Raw genomic sequence first — 18,451 nt, forward strand, 5'->3', positions numbered from 1 at the left:
ATGAGTTGTCGAGGGGTGCATAAAAACGCTTCCTCCTGCTTCGAAGAGGAAACGAAAGCTCACATCGCGGGGGTTTTTGTCGTCGCGTCGGATACCGGCAGCTATGAAGCGTCTCGCCCGGCTTGCCGGCCTACTGTTCTTCCTCGCCGGTCTGCCGTACGCGCTGTTCTTGTCGCTTTTGGGCCTCCTCCGACCCGAGGGGTCGCCCGCCGACAAACGCCCCGCCGAACCGACCGTCAGCATCGTCCTCCCTACCTACAACGAAGAGCGCATCGTCGAGAACAAACTCGACGATATCCTCGCGCTCGACTACCCGATGGAGAAACTCGAAGTCGTCGTCGTCGACTCCAGCGACGACGCCACGCCTGAACTCGTCGAGTCCTTTTTCGACGAGCGAGACGCGCCGACGCTGACGCTCCTGCGCGAAGACGAGCGCCGCGGACTCGCTATCGCGCTCAACGAGGCGTACGCCGCGGCGAAACACGACGTGGTTGTCAAAACCGACTGCGACTCGAAAATCGCCCCCGACGCGCTCCGCGAAGCGGTGGCGAACCTCGCCGACCCCGAGATACAGGGTGTCACCGGCCGCAACGTCGACGTGCTCGGCGGCAGCGAGACCGAGGAAGGATATCGGGACATCCAAGCGCGGATTCAAACGCTGGAGTCGCATCTCGACTCGACGCTCATCTTCCACGGGCCGTTTTCGGCGTTCGAGCGGGACGCCATCGTCCCCATCGACGAGGACTCCATCGCCGACGACACCGAACTGGCGATGAAGATTCGAAAGAACGGCGGCCGCGTCGTCTTCGACCCAGAAATACAGTACATGGAGGCGTCGCACTCGGCGTTCCGCAAGCGCCGAAAACAGAAGGACCGCCGCGCGATGGGCTTAATTCGCCTGCTCTCGCGCAACCGCGACGCGCTGTTCCGCCACGGACTGTACGGCTGGGCCGTTCTCCCCTTCAACTGGTGTTTCATGGTGCTGTCGCCGTGGGCTATCGCAAGCGGCATCGTCCTCTCGACGCTCGCGCTGGCGCTGTTCGGCGGCCCGCTGGCGTTGGCGGTGCCGATTCTGCTTCTGACAGTCGTCGCCCTCGGGTCGACGGACCGACTCGGCCCCGCGCAGTCGGCGTACGCGCTGTTCGACACCCAGATTTCGCTGTGGTGGGCGAGCGTCCGCCTGCTGCAGGGCGAAGGCGGCCCCATCTGGGAAGTCGATGCGGAACTGCGCGAGCAGTACGAGTAATCGTCGACGATGAAGATTCTCCAAGTCACCCACCGCTACCCGCCCAGAGCGGGCGGTGTCGAGACCCACGTCCGACGGGTGAGCGAGGAACTCGTCTCGCGCGGCCACGAGGTCACCGTCGTCACCGCCGACGCCGGGGCCGACGTGTCGCGCCGCGAGCGTCGAAACGGCGTTCGGATTCGACGATGCCGCGGCGTCGCTCCCGGCGGCGCGTTCCACTTCGCGCCGGGCGTCGCGCGGGTCGTCCGCAACGCAGTCGCCGAAATCGACGTGGTTCACGCGCACAACTACCACTCGTTTCCGCTCGCGCTGGCGGCACTCGGAGGCGGGTCGCGGCCGTTTGTCGCCACGCCGCACTACCACGGTTCCAGCGCCGACGACGTCCGCGACAAATTGCTCGAACTCTACCGACCGATTGGCGGTACGGCGCTCCGTCGCGCCGACGAAGTCATCGCGGTGAGCGAGTGGGAGAAAGCGCAGTTGAAATCCGACTTCGGCGTCGATGCGACGGTGATTCCGAACGGCCTCGACGTCGCACGCTTCGAGAACGCGACGCCCTGCGAACGCTCGCGGCCGTATCTGCTCACGGTCGGCCGACTCGTCGAGTACAAAGGCGTCCAGCACGCGATTCGCGCACTGAGCGACCTCCCGGAGTACGACCTGCTCGTCGCCGGGAGCGGGTCGTATCGTGAGGGGTTGGAAAGACTCGCCCGCGAAATCGGCGTCGTCGAACGCGTCGAGTTTCTCGGCTACGTCGACGACGACGAATTACCGAATCTCTACGCGGGCGCGGCGGCGTATCTCACGCTGTCGACGCACGAGGCGTACGGAATGACCGTTGCCGAGTCGCTGGCGGCGGGAACGCCCGCACTCGTCAGGGAAGCGGGAGCACTCGTCGACTGGGCCGACAGAGCCGACTGCCTCGGCGTTTCGGCTGTCGACTCGGGGACGGTAGCTGAGGCTGTCCGGCGCGTCGTCGAACTCGACGCGCCCGCGACGCCGCTGCCGACGTGGACCGAGGTGGTCGACGCGCTCGAATCGAAGTACCGTGCGCTTTTGTCCTCCGACGCGGAGAGTCGGCCATGAACGTCCTCCTCGTCACCGTCGACTCGCTGCGCGCCGACCGGGTGGACGACCGGGTGATGCCCTTCGCCCGGTCGTTCGCCGACGGCGCACTGGAGTTCACCGACTGCGTCGCCAACGGTCCGTCGACGCCCGCGTCGTTCCCGGCGATTCACGCCAGTCGTCACTTCGCCAGCATCGAAGGGCTGGGAATCCCCGACGCCGACAGCGAGAGCGGAAGCGGCGTGGTGACGCTCGCCGAGCAGTTCCGCGAAAACGGCTACGCCACCGCGGGCTTCACGGACAACCACTTCGCCAGCGGGAGTTACCACTACGACCGCGGCTTCGACCTGATGCACGACGCCAGCGGGTCCGCCGAAGCGGGAAAACTGAAACAGTTCGTCCAGTCGAATCTCGACAAGAGCGGCCCCCTCTTTCGTACTATCGAGCGCGTCTACAACCGCGTCGACGCGGCGGTGGCGACGGCCTCTGCTGGTGATGCCAGCGAGTACGAGCGCGCCGAGTCGCTCAATCAGCGGTTCCTCGACTGGGTCGACACCGTCCCGGAGAAACAGCCGTGGTTCGCGTGGCTCCATTACATGGACGTCCACCACCCCTACGAAGCGCCCGAGGCGTACCAGAGACAGTTCCTCGACACTCCCTTGAGCGTCGCCGACTGTCGCCGCCTCTCGCGGAAAGGGACTCACCATCCCGACGAGATGACCGACGAGGAGTGGGAGACGATTCGCCGCCTCTACGACGCCGAGTGTGCCTACACCGACGACCAGTTCGAGGCGCTCGTCGGGGCGTTGGAGAATCGGGAGATGCGTGACGAGACGGCCGTCTGTCTCACCGCCGACCACGGCGAACTCGTCGGCGAACACAATCACGCCGGTCACCCGCCGGAGTTCTGGGAGGGCGTCGTCCACGTGCCGTTCGTCCTCGACGGAGTCGGTGACGAGGAAACGGACGGGAAAACCGTCGATGGCCAAATACGCCTGCTCGACACCGCGCCGACGCTCGCCGACGCGGTGGGCGTCGACTCGCCATCTGCGTGGCAGGGCGAGTCGGCGCTCGAACTCGCTCGCGGCGAAATCGACGCCCGTGAGTACGCCTTCGGCGACGTTGGCCGACAGGTCGATTACGGACGCTGTTACGCCCGCCGCGCCGACGGCTGGAAACTGCTGCGCCACGCCGACGACGGCGAGTTCTGCTTCCAGATTCGGGAGACGCCCGAGGAGCGTCCCGAGGACGACCGCAGAGAGTCGAACCCCGACGAGTACGAATCACTGAGCGCGGCGCTCGACGAGCATCGAGACGAGATGCGTCGACTCCGCAGCGGCGACGTCGCCGTCGACGAAGACGACGAGATGGTCGAACAACACCTGCGGGATTTGGGGTATATGGAATGACGCTGGGCGACTGGGTCTCCGACACGAGGAATCGAATCAGAGACGACGGCGTCGTCGGCCTCCGCGAGAGCGGGTACGAACTGTATCTCGGCGGCCTGCGCCGAATCAACGAGTTCTACCCCGAAGGAACGAACGTGTACGACCGCGAGTGGGACGCACTGATTCTGCTCGACGCCTGTCGCGTCGATTTGATGCGGGAAGTCGCCGACGAGTATCCGTTCTTGAATCGGCCCGACGAACTCGTGTCGGTCGGTAGTTCCTCTATCGACTGGATGGAAGGGACGTTCACCGACGACCATCGAGACGAGATGCGCCGGACGGCGTACGTCACCGGCAACCCGTTCAGTCATCGCGTGCTCTCGGAGAGGGACCTGCTGCGCCTCGACGACGTGTGGCGCTACGCGTGGGACGACGACGCCGGGACGATTCCGGCGCGACCCGTCACCGACCGCGCCATCGCGGCGGGCAGAGAGACCGACGCCGACCGACTCGTCGTCCACTACATGCAACCGCACTTTCCGTCGGTACCGGACCCCCTCGGCGGCGGGATGAACAGCGAGACGCTCGGTGAAGGCGCGGGCTGGGACTCGCCGTGGGACCGACTGCGACGCGGCGAACTCACCGAAAAACGGGTGTGGGAGAGCTACCGGGAGAATCTCCGCTACGTGCTGGACGACGTGTCACTGCTCCTCGAAAACCTCGACGCCGAACGCGTCGTCATCAGCGCCGACCACGGTAACGCGAAGGGCGAGTGGGGTGTCTACGGCCACCCGAAAGTTCCCATTCCGTCGGTTCGGCGGGTGCCGTGGTACGAGACGACCGCCGAGGACGACGGGACACACGAACCCGAGACGGAGCGGAACGTCGAGCGCGGCGATATCGAGGAGAAGTTGGGCGCGTTGGGCTATCTGTGAGCGCGGCGCACCGCCGTTTTGCGACCGTCAGTCGATGTAGCCGAGATTCGTGAGCCGTTCCTGTACGTCGCTCATGTCGTCGTCGCCCTTCTGTCCCGTGACGGTGACGCCTTCCCTGTCGGCGAGATGCGCGCGCAGTACGGCTTCGAGTTCCTCGGGGTGGTCGCCCCAGCGGTCCTCGCGTTCCAGCGGGTCCTCGGGGCGGAAGTAGGCGTGCCACCCGGTATCGGGATGATGCAGAACTTTCCACTCCTCGCCGACGGCCGCCGCGCGAGCGTCGCCCTCGCCCGCGAGATTCTCGACGACCACGGACTCCCTCGGTTCTCGTTCGTCGCCGAGCAGCGACGGGCGGTCCGCGAGGCGTTCGTCGCTGCCGGCGATGTCCAAAATCGTGCTGCCGAGGTCCAACAGCGTGTGCGGGCCTTCGACTCTCCCCGTCTCGCCGACGTTGCGCATCATCAGGGGAACGCGGGTGAGCGTGTCAAACATCCGCTGTGAGGAGTGGCCGTACTCGCCGTGTTCGCCGAGTTCGTCGCCGTGGTCGCTGTGGACGACCAGCGCCGCGTCGTCGTTGTCCGTCTCTTCTAAGAGACCGTCCAACTTCCGGAGGAACGCGTCGGCGTGACGAATCTCGTTGTCGTAGGCGTTGACGATGGCGGGGCGTCGGTCCCCGGTTCGCTCGGGGTAGCGGCGCATGAGGTAGTTCCAAGCGTGCGCGCCGCGGAAGCCGGGTTGTTCCCACTCGCGGTACTGGGGTGGTGCGCACCACGGGTGGTGCGTATCGACGAGCAGTACCCACAGGAACCACGGTTCGGGTGCCTCCTCGACGAACTGCTGTACGTCGTCCCACATCCGCTCCCACTCGACGTACGACGGCGTCTTCAGCGCGATGTTGCGGCCGTGGATGACCGCGCCCGCGACGCCCATGCGACGCAGCGTCGGCAGGAGGCGCTCTTTTTTCACCCGGTTCCACCATCTCGCCGACTCGGAGTCGCCGTCGGATTCGGTGACGACGTTGTCTTTGTACACGTCCCACCCACGGTCCCAGCCGTAGAAGCGACTCATGAGCGCGTTCGAGTGGACCGCACCGGTGTGGTAGCCGGCGTCGGAGAGCGCTTCAGAGAGCAGGCGTCGGTCGGCGTTGGCCGCCTTCCAGTCGGCGGGTTCGATGGACTGCTGGGTCGCGTCGGCGTGCGCGCCGGTGAACGCGCCCGTGAAACTCGTGATGGTGCCGACGCCCGATACTTGTGCGTCTTCGAAAATCAACCCATTTTCGGCGACGCTCGACAGAAACGGGGCGGTCTCACGTTCGTAGCCGTGCGTCGATAGGTGGTCGGCGCGGACGCTGTCCCACGAGACGAGGAGGGTGTTCGGGCGGTCGGGCATACCCGAAGGTCGTCGGCAGTTCGTTTGAATTTTGTGAGTTTTCGCAGAATCGCAGTCGAACGAGCGCTCTCGAACTTAGTCCATATAGCCCAAATCCCGAAGCGTCTCTTCGACTTCCTCACCTGCTGTTTCGCCGCCGCCGGCCGTCGCCGTCTCCGGGCCTTCTTGGACGCTCCGTTGTTGGGGTTCGCCGATGAGGATAGCCCGCTGAACTTTCCCGTCGATGTCGGTTGGAACCGGTGCGCCGAACCAATGGAGGATGGTTGGCGCGAGGTCGTACAGCGTGCAGTCGAATCGGCCGGAACCGAATCCGTCGCCCCACGCACCGAAGATGCCCTGTCGTCGGTGGGTCGCAAGCCACTCGGTTCGCTCGCCGAAGACGCTGCCGCCGATAGCTTCCGGCGCGTCGACGCCCGTGGCGTACTCGACGACGAGGTCCGGTGTGCGGTACAGGTCGCCCGAATAGATGTCGTCCGGGCGGTGGACCGCCGCCGCGACGGGGTCGCCGTCGGGCGTCTCCAGCGAGGAGAGCGCCTCGGCGAGCGAGTTCCGGTAGGCCGCGCGCGCCGCGTCGCTCTCGAACGCCGCGTCGTTGAGATAGATGGGGCCGCGGCCGAGCGAGATGGCTTTCGTCTCCGTCCAGTCGATGGGGGCGTCTTGGATGGCGAGGCGGCCGCTCTCGCTGGGGAAGAAGCGCTGTAGCGACTCGGGTATCAGCGCCTGCGCGAGGTTGACGAGGCCGAGTCGGTCGACGCCGCGTTTGAGTCGCTCGCGGGTGATTCCGACGGAGGCGAGCGCGTTGCGTCCGCCCGCGTCGCCGACGGCGAGGTCGCCGCGCTTTTTCAGCCACTGGTTGACGAGGAACGTCTCGTCGATTTCCGTAAACCCGTGGTCGCTCATCAAAAAGACGGTCTCGGTGTCTTCGCGCTCCAACAGCGCCGTGAGTCGGGCGTCGATGCGACCGTACAGTTCCTGAATCTTCTCGGGGTGGTCCCAGAGGCGGTGCTGGACGGTGTCGGTGACGAAGACGGTGAGATGGACGAGGTCACAGTTCTTCTCGTCGGCGAACCACTCGGCGGCGTCGAAGCGCTGGTCGGCGAGCGTCGTCGCTTCCGAAGTCAGTTCCTCGGGCGTCGCCTCGTCGAGGACCAAATCGGGCTTCGTTCGGTAGTTCGGGACGGCGTCGAGGAGTTCAGACTTGAGCGACGTGGGTTTCGTAAACTCGCCACGCTCGGAGGCGGGACTGCCGGCGACGGTCAACACGCCGTCGTCGGTGTTCGGCGGATGCGTCGTCGGCATGTTGACGACGGCGGGGGTGACGCCGTGGTCGGCCAGTACGTCCCAGTATTCGCGCGAACGGAAGTTCGAGGAGTCGTTGGTGGTTATCGACTGCTCCTCGCGGTCGTAGCCGAACCACTCGTAGACGCCGAGTTTACCGGGGTTCTTGCCGGTCGAGTAGCATTTCCACGCGGGGAACGTGATGGGCGGCAGCGTGCTTTCGAGGTTACCGGTGACGCCCTCGTCGGCGACGCGCGCGAATCCCGGGAACTCGCCCGCGTCCATGCCGTCGCGGAGCAGCGACCAGTCGGCCCCGTCGAGTCCGACGACGTAGACGGTCATGTCCGGCCTATCGGTACACCCCCGTTAAAGTGCTTCGAGTACGGCATCGAACGCCTCGGCGAACGCTTCCTTTCGAGTTTCGGCGTCGAAGGTCGTCCCGCGCTCGCGGGCACGAGCGGACAGTTCCCGTCGGTCGTCGCCGTCGCGCTCGAAGTAGTCGACGACGCCCGCGGCGAGTGATTCGGGCGCGGGGTCGACGACGAGGTTCGGCGAGAGCGCGCCGGCCTCCGAACGGGTTCCGGTCGTCTCGGTGACGAGCGGCGGCAATCCGGCGCGCATCGCTTCGAGCGTGCTCACGGGGAACGTGTCCATCCGCGACGGTTGGACGTACAGCGACGCGGGCGCGAAGGCGTCGGCCAGATTCTCGACGTAGCCGCGGACCGAAACGCCGGGCGTCTCGGCGTACGACTCGGGATGGCCGCCGCCGACGACGTGCAACTCGGCGTCCGGAATCGACTCGCGGACCGTCGGCCACGCGTCGACGAGCATGTCGACACCCTTGTAGCGCCACGGTCGGCCGACGGTGACGGCGACGTTCGCGTCCATATCGGGAGTGACACCTCCGAGTGCGTCGTACACGTCGGGTTGGATGAAGGGATGTGCGACTTCGATGGGGGTGTGCGGGCCGACGATGGGTCGCGTGAACTCCGCCGCGAAATCGGAGACGGCGACGACGCCGTCGACGAATCGGGAACCGATTGCGCCGATGGCCGGCGTTCCGAAGCGGCCGACGAGCGATTTGAATCCCGAACTGCCCTCGAAGTCGGACTGGCCGAGGCTGTAGAGCCCATGGTCCGCACAGAGGTAGACGAGTTTCGAGCGCCGGGTCGCGCGGTGTGCGAGCGCGGCGTACAAGGGACGAGAGCCTTCGACGAGGTACACGTCGTAGGCGGGGTAACGGAGTCCGTTGTACACGTCGCCGACGACGCTGTCGGAGAAAGAACCGAGCGAGTGGCGTTGGAAGTCGACCAGGTCGGCGTCGATGGCCTCGGCGAACCCGCGGTGGGCCGGATGAGGGTCCTGATACAGCATCGCCACGCGTGCGCTCCGTCGATTCACGGAAAAAGCGGCGCGCGAGAGGCGTATAAATCCGCTGGAGTCGGCGGCGCGGCGGGCCACGGAGAAGTCGCAACGGTCGTCGATAATTTCGACGAACCGACACGCAAGCGATATGACGCTTGCTTCGGAAACCGCGGGCATGGACTCCCCGACGGACGCCACTTCGACGACTCCCGCCTCGGCGGACGCCCCCTCGTCGAACGTGCTCCTCGTCATCTGCGACACCCTCCGGGTCGACGCCCTCTCCTGCTACGCCGACGACGCGCCGCCGACGCCGAACCTCGACCGTCTCGCCGCCGAGGGGACGACGTTCGAGAACGCCTTCGCCGTCGGGTCGTGGACGCCGCCGTCGCACGGCGCGGTGTTCACCGGCCGCTACCCTTCCGAGACGGGATTCGGGGGCGCGTGGCCCTCGCTGTCGCCCGGCGAGACGACGATGGCCGAGCGATTCGGCGAGGCTGGCTACGACACCATCGGGATTCCCGGACCGTCGAAGATGGGGTCGCCCGTCGGACTGGACCGCGGATTCGACGAGTACTACGAGGTGTACGAGGAGATGGAAAAGCGGCCCTCTGTACCGTATCTCCGCCAAGTGCTGACCGACGAGTTCGTCCGCCGCGACCTGTGGCGTCTCGCCACCCGCGGCAACGACTACTACACCCGAATCAAAGTCGAGAAACTCCAGCGATACATCTCGGAGGCCGACGCGCCGTGGTTCGCCATGGCGAATCTGACGACGGTTCACGCGCCGTACTGGGTGCCCAACCCGTACATGCGCGAGGAGACATCCGAGTTACAGAGACCGTTCTTCCCGCTTCTCGAAGAGTTCCTCCCCTCGACGGTGCGATTCGACCGCGACGACGTGCGACCCGAGCGACTGTTCGCGGCGGCCGACGGCGCGTCGGCGACGAGCATCGCAATGCGGCAGTACGAGACGGGCGACTACCTGAACGAGGCGGAACTCTCGGTACTCAGAGCGTGGTACCGCGCCTGCGTCCGGTATCTCGACTCCCAACTCGGCGAGTTGTTCGACTGGCTCGACGAGACGGGCCGCCGCGAGGAGACCCACGTCGTGCTCACCTCCGACCACGGCGAGTGTTTCGGCGAACACGGCGCGATGTACCACGGCTACTTCTTGCACGACGAACTGCTTCACGTTCCACTCGTCGTGAGCGGCCCGGATGTTCCATCGGACGCGCGCCGCTCGGACCTCGTCTCGCTCGTGGACCTGTTCGACACGCTCTGTGACCTCTCGGGTATCGAAGCGCCCGAGAAGACGAGCGGTCGGGCGTTGTTCGGTGCGGGCGGAGATGAGACGGACGCGCACGGCGAACGCGACGCCGTGTTCGCCGAAACCGCAATCATGGACGAAAGCGACCGAGAAGCCGCCGCCGAAGTGTCCGAGGAGACGCGTTCGGCGTTCGAGACGGGCAAAAAGTCGATTCGGACGCAGAGTCATCGATTCGAGCGCCGGTCGGACGGTCGCGAGTACCTGTACGACGTGCAGACGGGAGACGAAGTCGACGACGCGGAACTGGAGGAATCGTTGCGCGAGCAGTTGACCGAGACGCTCGGCGAGGAGTTCGTCGTCGACGGTCAGAGAGAACGCGAGTACAGCGCAGGCGTCGAGCGGAACCTGCGGGAACTCGGCTACCTCGAATAGGAGTTCGGAGGCAACGCTCCAAACACGAGATAGGGAACGTTTTACCGGCCAAGCCTGTGCGGGAAACCATGCGAACCCTGTTGGTCGGACTCGACGCCGCCTGTCTGCCCGTCCTTCGACCGCTGTTCGACGACGGGGACCTCCCGACGCTCCGCTCGCTGTTCGACGACGGTGCGACTGCGCCGCTCGAATCACAGATTCCGCCGTGGACCGCGAGCGCGTGGCCCTCCTTGTACACGGGCAAGAACCCCGGCAAGCACGGTGTCTTCGACTTTCTCTCCTTCGACGGCTACGAGTGGGACATCGTCAACTCGACGGACGTGAAGGCGCGGACGATGTGGGAGTACGCCGACGAAGCGGGTCTGACGAGCGTCGTCGTCAACGCCCCCGTCACCGACCCACCACGGGAGTTCGACGGTGCGCTCGTCCCCGGTTATCTGGCCGCCGAGAAGCCACGCTGTCACCCCGACGGACTGCTCGACGATATCGAAGACGAGGTTGGGCCGTACCGCGTCTACGCCGAACGCGAGACCGACGAACGCCGCAGCGACGAGGCGAAGTTCCGCGACTACGTCGAACTGAGCCACCTCCGTGGGAAGACATTTCGCTATCTCGCCGACCGCTTCGACCCCGAGTTCGGCTTCGTCCAGTTCCAGAAAACCGACGCCGTCTTCCACGACTTCCCCGGCGACCAAGCGAAAGTCCGCGACATCTACCGCGCCGTCGACGAGGAACTCGCCGAGATTCTCGACGCCTGCGACCCCGACGCCGTCGTCGTCGCCAGCGACCACGGGATGGGTGAGTACGACGGCTACGAGTTCCGCGTCAACCAGTTCCTCAAGGAGCAAGCGAGAGTCGTCACCGCCCGCGGCGGACAAGACGTGCCCTCGTGGTTCCAAATCAAGGATAGCGAGTTGACCGACGAGTCGGATTCAGGGGAGGAAGACGACGACGGTGGTACACAGCTACTCTCGGCTATCGCCGCCGCGGCGGCGCGTGCGGGACTGACGTACCAGCGCGGCAAGGCAATTTTAGACCGAGTTGGTCTCGCGGAGTTCGTCGGCCGCCACGTTCCCGTCTCCGTGGTGTTCGCCGCCAGTGAATCGGTCGACTTCGCGGCTTCTGAGGCGTATCTCCGTTCGCCCTCGGAGTTGGGGATTCGGTTGAACGTCGAAGGGAGAGAGCCGGACGGGACGATTCCCGAGTCAGAGTACGGCGCAGTTCGGAAGGCGCTGATTGACGAGTTGCGCAAGGCGACGACCCCCGACAGAGAACCGGTGTTCGAGCGCGTCCTCGCCCGCGAAGACGTGTTCGAGGGACCGTATGCCGAGGAAGCAGTCGACATCGTCACCGTTCCAACGGATTTCGAGCACTCGCTGTCGGCGCTCATCGGCGAGCAGTTCGGCGACCCCGAACCGTGGAACCACAAACTCGACGGCGTGGTTTCGGTTTCTGGTACTGGCGTCGACACCGGCACCGACCTCTCGGACGCGCATCTGTTCGATATCGCGCCGACCGTGTTGGCGACGCTGGGTATCGCGCCGGACGTGGAGATGGACGGCCGGACGCTTCCGTGTGTATCGGGGCCGGAGGCGACGGAGTACCCCGAGTTCGATGTCGGCGGCCGCGCGCGGACCGACGACGACGAGGTGGCGAGTCGACTCGCGGACTTGGGCTATCTGGAGTAGTTCGCCGCCCCAGAGACCGAACGGCTTTTACTCGGAACCCACATCGCTTCCGCCATGATTGTCCTCGGCTTGGACGGCGCGACCCACTCGCTGATTCGTCCGTGGGTCGACGCGGGCCACCTCCCGACGTTCGCCCGCCTCTACGAAGAAAGCGTCCACGGCGATTTGGAGAGCACCATCCCGGAGATTACGGTTCCGGCGTGGCCCGCCTTCGCCACCGGCAGAAACCCCGAGCGACTCGACGTCTACGGTTTTACACATTTCAACCGCGAGACGCGCGAGTTAGATTTGAGCCACGACGAGTTCATCCCCGGGAAGATGTGGGACGTCGTCGACGACCAGGGGGGTCGCTGCGTCGTGTTCAACATCCCGGGGTCGCACCCGTGGCAGGCCATCGACGGCACGATAATCGCCGCGGCCCCCGAGTACAAAGACAGTTACAGCTACCCCGAAGACCGCTGGGACGAGTTGGAAGAGGTCGTCGGCGAGTACAAACTCAGAAACGACGCGACGCCCGGCAGCCGAAACTACGTCGACCAGAGCCTCTCGCTCGTCGACAAACGCTTCGACGGCTTCGAGCACTTCATCGAAAAGGAGAACCCGGAGCTTGCTGTCGGCCTCATCCGTGCGACCGACCGCGTCGCCCACCACTACTGGTCGACCGAACCCAAGCAGTCGAATCCCTTGTTCGAGGTGTACAGTCGCGTCGACGAGCGACTCGGCGAGTTCCTCGACGCCCACGACGACGAGGATATCGTCGTGATGAGCGACCACGGGTTCGAGGCCGTCTCGAAGAAATTTGCGCCGAACTACGCACTGTCACAGGCGGGTCTCGTCCACCTCTCGGAGGGTGGCGACGGCAAGAAACAGGCGCTCGGGAAACTCCGCGACGTCGCCAGCGACGTGTTGGGTCGAATCGGCCTGTTGACGCTCGCGCGCAACGTCGTCCCCGAGAGCTACGTGGCAGACTTGCCGAGCGGGTCGGCGCTCGGCCTCGACAACGCCATCAGCCTCGGCCGAATCGACTGGCAACGAACTCGCGCTGTCGCCGACATCGGGCAGAAGACGACGATGGTGTACGCACTCACCGACGACGCCGACGAGCGCGCCGAAATCGTCGCGGAAGCCCGCGAAGCACTCGCCGAAGCAGCCGAAAACGTGGGTCTCGACGTGCGGTTCGTCGAACTCGACCGCGGCGGGCCGCACACGCCGGACCTCACCATGATTATCGAGACGCCTGAAGTCCATGCTTCCTCGCGGTTCGACGTCGACGCGCCGCTGTTCGACGTCTCGACGAGCGGTCACGCCCGCAACGGCATCGTCTTCGCGCGGGGGCCGTCGTTCCGCACCGGAACCGTCGAGGATGCGAACATTACCGACATCGCGCCGACGGTGCTGCACGCGCTCGGCCGTCGACTCCCGAACTCCATCGACGGCGACGTACTGGACGTGTTCGCACCGGATACTGATGCCGCCGACAGGGAACCGGAGTACTACGACTTCGTCGGCGAGAACGCCGTCAGCGAGGGCGGCGTCTCCGGCGACGACGAGCGCGAAACCGAAGTCAAATCCCGCCTCCGAGAACTCGGTTACCTCGAATAATGAACGTCGGCGCGGAGGTGTCGAAGCGGTTCGTCGCAAACGTTCTCGGCACCGTCGCCGGATTCGCCGGGACGGTGTATTTCACCCAACTTCTGGGCACGTCGGGCCTCGGCGTCTACGCCATCTTCACGAGTTTCCAGATGGCGGCGGCGACGATGGTCACCTTCGGCCTGTTCAGCGCCGTCACGAAACGGGTGAGCGAGGGCGAGAACCAAGCCAAACATTTCACCAGCGGCGTTCTCATCGTCCTCGTCGGAACGGCCGTTTCGGCAGTTGCGTTCGCGGCCGCTTCACCGCTGGTCAACGGTATCCTCGATGCCGAAGCAGCGCTCTTAGTCCCCTTGGGCATCCTCTCGTGGAGTCTGATGCGGCTGACCGGCGCGTTTCTCGAAGGCAAGGGGCAAGTCGCGCTCGCGGGGTTTCTGGAGAACGGCCGCTACGTCATCATCGTCGGGTTACAGACCGCGCTGCTGGTGGCCGGGTTCGAGGTGTACGCGCTGCTGTGGGGGCTCGTCTTGGGCCAGTTTGCGACGTTCCTCGTCGCGTATCTCGGCTACGCGCGCGTGATTCCGGCGTTCCCCTCCCGTGAACTCGTCGGCGACTTTCTCTCGTTTTCGAAGTACACCTACCTCCAGTCGCTCGGTTCACAGCTGTTCAAACAGGCCGACTACATCGTCCTTGGGCAACTGTTCGGGACGAGCGCCGCGGGTTTGTACAAGATTTCCTTCACGCTGACGGAGGCGGCGATGCTGTTCTCGTCGGCGCTGTCCGACGTCTCGTTCCCGGAGTTCTCCCGACTGAAAGCGAACGACCGCGGCGACCGAATCCGCGAACTGCTCGCCAAGTCGCTGACGTACGCGGGGCTGTTCGCCCTTCCGGCGCTTGGCGGCGGCCTCGTCGTCGGCAACGACCTGCTCCGAGTGGTCTACGGCGTCGACCCCGGCACTGTGGCTCTCGGCGGGTTCACCGTCGGCCTCGGCAACCTCCTCATCGCGGTACTCGCGCTGGCGAACCTCTCGAACGGCTACCGGAGCGTGCTCGAATCGTACTTCCTCGGGACGAACCGCCCGCGCATCAGCGCGGCGAGTTCGGTCGTCCTCATCGTGACGTACGCGATTTTCGTGCTACCCTTCGCCGAACTGGCCGGAACCGTCGGTCTGGGTCTCGTGACGACGCTGAGTTTCGGCGGCAGTTGTCTGTTGCTGTGGCGGAACCTCGAATACCGACCGACTCGGGAAGTCGGCGCCGACGTGGGAAGTCAGGTGGCCGCAACGCTGTCGATGATGGTCGTCGTCGCGGCCGTCTACGCGCTTCTCGGCGGCATCTCCGGGGTGTTCTCGCTGGCGCTCGTGCTCGGCGTCGGCGGCCTCGCGTACTTCGCGTCGTTGCTCGTAACGAACGGTCGGCTCAGAAACGACGCGTGGTGGGTCGTACAGGACCTGAGACGCGAGATTCGCTAGCGTTCGGGGAGTGTCGTATCATAAGGCTTATGCGGGTTTTGCCAGTCCTTTCGGCCAATGAGTCATCGAACAGAGAGCGTCGAGGAGACAGAGGACTCCTACCTCGACCGCCTCGAAGACTGGTACCACATCCCCGCCCTCCTGGGTGTGGTTGCCGTCATGCTCTACTATCGGTTGCAGGGCTACGGCAACTACATCCAAAACGGTACCGTCGTCTTCTCGGGCAACGACGCCTGGTATCACCTCCGCGAAGTCGAATACACCGTCAGACACTGGCCGTTCACGATGCCGTTCGACCCCTGGACCTACTTCCCGTACGGCACGTACCAAGGGCAGTTCGGGACGCTGTACGACCAAATCGTCGCCACAGCGGCGCTGATAATCGGTCTCGGCAGCCCCAGCGACCAACTGGTCGCGCAGACGCTACTCGTCGCGCCCGCCGTCTTCGGCGCGCTCACCGCGATTCCGGTCTACCTCATCGGGAAGCGCCTCGGCGGCCGACTCGCCGGCCTGTTCGGTGCGGTCATCCTGATGCAGTTGCCCGGGTCGTTCCTCCGGCGCTCGCTCGTCGGCGTCTCCGACCACAACGGTGTCGAGCCGTTGTTCATGGCTATCGCCATTCTGGCGTTTATCGTCGCGTTCGCCGTCGCCGAGCGTGAGAAACCCATCTGGGAACTCGTCGCCGACCGCGACCGTGACGCGCTCCGCTCGCCGCTGAAGTGGTCCGCGCTCGCCGGCGTCGCACTCGCACTGTACATGTGGGTGTGGCCGCCGGGCGTCCTCCTCGTCGGCGTCGTCGGCACGTTCATCGTCGTCAAGATGGTCAGCGACGTCGTCAACGGCGAGTCGCCCGAACCCATCGCCTTCGTCGGCGCGGTGTCGATGGGCGTCACGGCGCTGTTCATGCTGCTTCGCGTCGACACCTTCGAGTTCAGCGCGACGCAGTTCTCACTCATCCAGCCGGTGCTGGCGTTCGCCGTCGGCGCAGGCTCCGTCTTCCTCGCGTGGCTCGCCCGACAGTGGGAGTCGCGTGACCTCTCTACCGCGCTGTACCCCGCCGCCGTCGGCGGCGCAATCGTCGTCTCGCTCGGCCTCATGGCCGTCGTGCTGCCGGACGCGTTCCAGCAGCTGACGAACAACTTCCAGCGCATCCTCGGCTTCAGCGCCGGGGCGCGAACCCGTACCATCAGCGAGGCCCAGCCGTTCCTCGACCCGAACACGCTCTCGCAGTTCGGGACGACGGCCACGCTGCAGTTGCTCAGTGAGTACGGCCTCGCCATCTTCACCGGCGTCGCCGCGGCCACGTGGATGCTCGCAAAGCCGCTCATCCGCGGCGGCGACTCCCGAAACGTCGGCTACGTCGCCGCCTCCGTCGCCGTCGTCGGCCTCTTGTACCTGATTCCCGCAGTGCCGAAAGCCATCGGCGGCGCGCTCGGCATCGACCACGCCCTCTTGGGCCTCATCGTCGTGTTCAGTCTCATCGTCGGGGCGACGCTGTTGACGAGCTACCGGTCCGAACACCTGCTCGTCGTCGTCTGGGCGGCGTTCATGACCGCGGCGGCGTTCACACAGCTCCGATTCAACTACTACCTCGCGCTCGTCGTCGTCGTGATGAACGCGTTCCTGCTCGGCGAGATTCTCGGCTACCTCGGGCTTCGGAAATCCGTCACGCGCGTCACCGACGACGTCGAAGTCTACCAGATACTCGCCGTCGTCACCGTCGTCATGCTCGTACTCACGCCGGTGCTTCTCGTCCCGCTCGGCGGGAGTCAGGGCCAGCAGACGGCGACGGCCCAGCAGATTGGCGCAGCCAACTCGCCCGGCGCGTACACCCAGTGGCAGGGGAGCCTCGGGTGGATGGCGAACAACACGCCACAGGAAGGCAACTACGGCGGTGCGGGTAACGCCGACCAACTCGGCTACTACGAACGCTTCGACCGGCCCGCCGACAGCGACTACGACTACCCCGAAGGCGCATACGGCGTCATGTCGTGGTGGGACTACGGTCACTGGATAACGATGGGGTCCGAGCGGATTCCGAACGCGAACCCGTTCCAGCAGGGTGCGACCTCCGCGGCGAACTTCCTGCTCGCGCCGAGCGAGCAGCAGTCCCAAGAAGTGCTCGAAAGTCAGAGCACCGAGGGTAACCAGACGCGCTACGTGATGGTCGACTGGGAGATGGTGACGCCCGGCGAGAAGTTCGGCGCACCCGTCGTCTTCTACGACGAAAACGAGAACCTCTCGCAGGCGGACTTCTACCAGCGCATCTACGCCGAAGGGTTCCAGGGAAGCTTCTTCCTGAAGGACCAGCGCTACTACGACAGCACGATGGTCCGTCTGTACGAGTACCACGGCAGCGCGATGGACCCACAGCCGTTCGTCGTCGACTGGGAACCGACGCCCGCCGTGAACCAGCAGACCGGCGAGGAAGTCTCCGTTCCGACGCCCGTCGGCGAGGGTGAGAACGCGACGCTGCTGCGGACGTTCGACAACATGAGCGCCGCCCGCGAGTTCGTCGAAGAGGACGGCACCGCCCAAGTCGGCGGCGTCGGTCCGTACCCCGAAGAACGGGTCGAGGCGATGGAACACTACCGCCTCGTGAAAGCCAGCGAGTCGTCGGCGACGCAGTCACGGTCGTACTTCCGGCAACTGCTCAGCACCGGTCAGATTACGGGGCTGAACGCGCAGTTCCTGACGCAGACGCCGCCGCAGTGGGTCAAGACGTTCGAGCGCGTCCCCGGTGCGACGGTCGAAGGTAGCGGCGCACCCGCAAACAGTGAAGTCCGCGCCGCAGTCCAGATGGAGATGGCTGGAAACCAGACGTTCACGTACGTCCAGTACGCCGAGACGGACGCCAACGGCAACTTCGAGTTCACGCTGCCGTACTCGACGACCGGCTACGACGAGACCGGCGACGGGTACACGAACGTCAGCGTTCGCTCGAACGGCCCGTACTACGTCAGCACCCAACCCGTCGAAAACGAGTCGGGTGACTCCGTGCAGTACACCGGGACGGTCAACGTCTCCGACGCGAAGGTCGTCGGCGAGGACGACAGTCCCGCGACGGTCGAACTGACCGAGACGCCCGCAGCCGTCAACACCGGGTCGGATAACGAGACGGCCGGCAACGAGACAGCCGAGAACGAGTCGGTCGGAAACGGCACCGGCGAGAACCCGTTCGGCAACGAGAGTGTCGACAACGAGTCGGCCAATTCCTCGAACGACTCGACCGCCGGCAACGACTCCAACAGCACGTCACTGGTCGCACCCGACGCCTCGGCCGCTCGCAGTGTGACGGCCGCACTGGTGACTGCACCTGTGACGGTGTGGAGCTAACCC

12 protein-coding genes are annotated in these 18,451 nt (G+C 65.3%); 9 read left to right on the plus strand and 3 right to left on the minus strand.

Translation table 11 applies throughout. The features are described from left to right. Positions 1–103 precede the first annotated feature (103 nt). The 4 genes from AUR64_RS10220 to AUR64_RS10235 are packed head-to-tail and all read left to right on the plus strand — an operon-like array spanning position 104 to position 4,634. On the plus strand, positions 104–1,246 hold the full coding sequence (locus tag AUR64_RS10220; RefSeq protein WP_058581796.1) for a glycosyltransferase: 1,143 nt from the start codon (positions 104–106) through the stop codon (positions 1,244–1,246). A gap of 9 nt (positions 1,247–1,255) precedes the next feature. Further along, positions 1,256–2,332 carry a glycosyltransferase family 4 protein gene (locus tag AUR64_RS10225; protein ID WP_058581797.1) on the plus strand — a complete coding sequence of 359 codons (1,077 nt, stop codon included), beginning with the start codon at positions 1,256–1,258 and terminating at the stop codon, positions 2,330–2,332. Beyond that, positions 2,329–3,720, plus strand: a complete 1,392-nt coding sequence (locus AUR64_RS10230) for a sulfatase-like hydrolase/transferase (RefSeq protein ID WP_058581798.1) — start codon at positions 2,329–2,331, stop codon at positions 3,718–3,720. The genes AUR64_RS10225 and AUR64_RS10230 overlap by 4 nt, the downstream gene beginning before the upstream one ends. After that, on the plus strand, positions 3,717–4,634 hold the full coding sequence (locus AUR64_RS10235) for a hypothetical protein (protein WP_058581799.1): 918 nt from the start codon (positions 3,717–3,719) through the stop codon (positions 4,632–4,634). The genes AUR64_RS10230 and AUR64_RS10235 overlap by 4 nt, the downstream gene beginning before the upstream one ends. A gap of 27 nt (positions 4,635–4,661) precedes the next feature. On the opposite strand, the gene AUR64_RS10240 is transcribed toward AUR64_RS10235, so the two are convergent. The 3 genes from AUR64_RS10240 to AUR64_RS10250 all read right to left on the minus strand — a co-directional run bounded on the left by AUR64_RS10240 (position 4,662) and on the right by AUR64_RS10250 (position 8,699). After that, the gene (locus AUR64_RS10240) at positions 4,662–6,020 is read right to left on the minus strand and encodes a sulfatase-like hydrolase/transferase (RefSeq protein ID WP_058581800.1); all 1,359 of its coding nucleotides are present in this window, start codon (positions 6,018–6,020) and stop codon (positions 4,662–4,664) included. A gap of 75 nt (positions 6,021–6,095) precedes the next feature. Next, positions 6,096–7,640 (minus strand): alkaline phosphatase family protein, encoded by a 1,545-nt coding sequence (locus AUR64_RS10245; RefSeq protein ID WP_058581801.1) that lies wholly within the window; start codon positions 7,638–7,640, stop codon positions 6,096–6,098. 24 nt (positions 7,641–7,664) lie between these two features. Continuing rightward, positions 7,665–8,699: a glycosyltransferase family 4 protein gene (locus AUR64_RS10250; RefSeq protein ID WP_058581892.1), complete on the minus strand. Its 1,035-nt coding sequence runs from the start codon at positions 8,697–8,699 to the stop codon at positions 7,665–7,667. Positions 8,700–8,838: 139 nt separating this feature from the next. Between AUR64_RS10250 and AUR64_RS10255 the strand changes: the two genes are divergently transcribed. The 5 genes from AUR64_RS10255 to AUR64_RS10275 all read left to right on the plus strand — a co-directional run bounded on the left by AUR64_RS10255 (position 8,839) and on the right by AUR64_RS10275 (position 18,448). Further along, positions 8,839–10,362, plus strand: coding sequence for a sulfatase (locus AUR64_RS10255; RefSeq protein ID WP_058581802.1), 1,524 nt, complete (start codon positions 8,839–8,841; stop codon positions 10,360–10,362). Positions 10,363–10,430: 68 nt separating this feature from the next. Then, positions 10,431–12,050, plus strand: a complete 1,620-nt coding sequence (locus AUR64_RS10260) for an alkaline phosphatase family protein (RefSeq protein ID WP_058581803.1) — start codon at positions 10,431–10,433, stop codon at positions 12,048–12,050. A gap of 54 nt (positions 12,051–12,104) precedes the next feature. Then, positions 12,105–13,652: an alkaline phosphatase family protein gene (locus tag AUR64_RS10265; protein WP_058581804.1), complete on the plus strand. Its 1,548-nt coding sequence runs from the start codon at positions 12,105–12,107 to the stop codon at positions 13,650–13,652. Further along, positions 13,652–15,112 carry an oligosaccharide flippase family protein gene (locus AUR64_RS10270; protein ID WP_058581805.1) on the plus strand — a complete coding sequence of 487 codons (1,461 nt, stop codon included), beginning with the start codon at positions 13,652–13,654 and terminating at the stop codon, positions 15,110–15,112. Before AUR64_RS10265 ends, AUR64_RS10270 begins: the two co-directional genes overlap by 1 nt. A 57-nt stretch (positions 15,113–15,169) precedes the next feature. After that, positions 15,170–18,448, plus strand: coding sequence for an oligosaccharyl transferase, archaeosortase A system-associated (locus AUR64_RS10275; RefSeq protein WP_058581806.1), 3,279 nt, complete (start codon positions 15,170–15,172; stop codon positions 18,446–18,448). Positions 18,449–18,451 lie beyond the last annotated feature (3 nt).

This window comes from Haloprofundus marisrubri (assembly GCF_001469955.1).
Classification (GTDB): Archaea; Halobacteriota; Halobacteria; order Halobacteriales; family Haloferacaceae; genus Haloprofundus; species Haloprofundus marisrubri.

Coding starts and splice junctions, on each gene's coding strand:
- AUR64_RS10220 (WP_058581796.1), top strand. CDS start 104: ATGAAGCGTCTCGCCCGGCTTGCCGGCCTACTGTTCTTCCTCGCCGGT.
- AUR64_RS10225 (WP_058581797.1), top strand. CDS start 1,256: ATGAAGATTCTCCAAGTCACCCACCGCTACCCGCCCAGAGCGGGCGGT.
- AUR64_RS10230 (WP_058581798.1), top strand. CDS start 2,329: ATGAACGTCCTCCTCGTCACCGTCGACTCGCTGCGCGCCGACCGGGTG.
- AUR64_RS10235 (WP_058581799.1), top strand. CDS start 3,717: ATGACGCTGGGCGACTGGGTCTCCGACACGAGGAATCGAATCAGAGAC.
- AUR64_RS10240 (WP_058581800.1), bottom strand. CDS start 6,020: ATGCCCGACCGCCCGAACACCCTCCTCGTCTCGTGGGACAGCGTCCGC.
- AUR64_RS10245 (WP_058581801.1), bottom strand. CDS start 7,640: ATGACCGTCTACGTCGTCGGACTCGACGGGGCCGACTGGTCGCTGCTC.
- AUR64_RS10255 (WP_058581802.1), top strand. CDS start 8,839: ATGGACTCCCCGACGGACGCCACTTCGACGACTCCCGCCTCGGCGGAC.
- AUR64_RS10260 (WP_058581803.1), top strand. CDS start 10,431: ATGCGAACCCTGTTGGTCGGACTCGACGCCGCCTGTCTGCCCGTCCTT.
- AUR64_RS10265 (WP_058581804.1), top strand. CDS start 12,105: ATGATTGTCCTCGGCTTGGACGGCGCGACCCACTCGCTGATTCGTCCG.
- AUR64_RS10270 (WP_058581805.1), top strand. CDS start 13,652: ATGAACGTCGGCGCGGAGGTGTCGAAGCGGTTCGTCGCAAACGTTCTC.
- AUR64_RS10275 (WP_058581806.1), top strand. CDS start 15,170: ATGAGTCATCGAACAGAGAGCGTCGAGGAGACAGAGGACTCCTACCTC.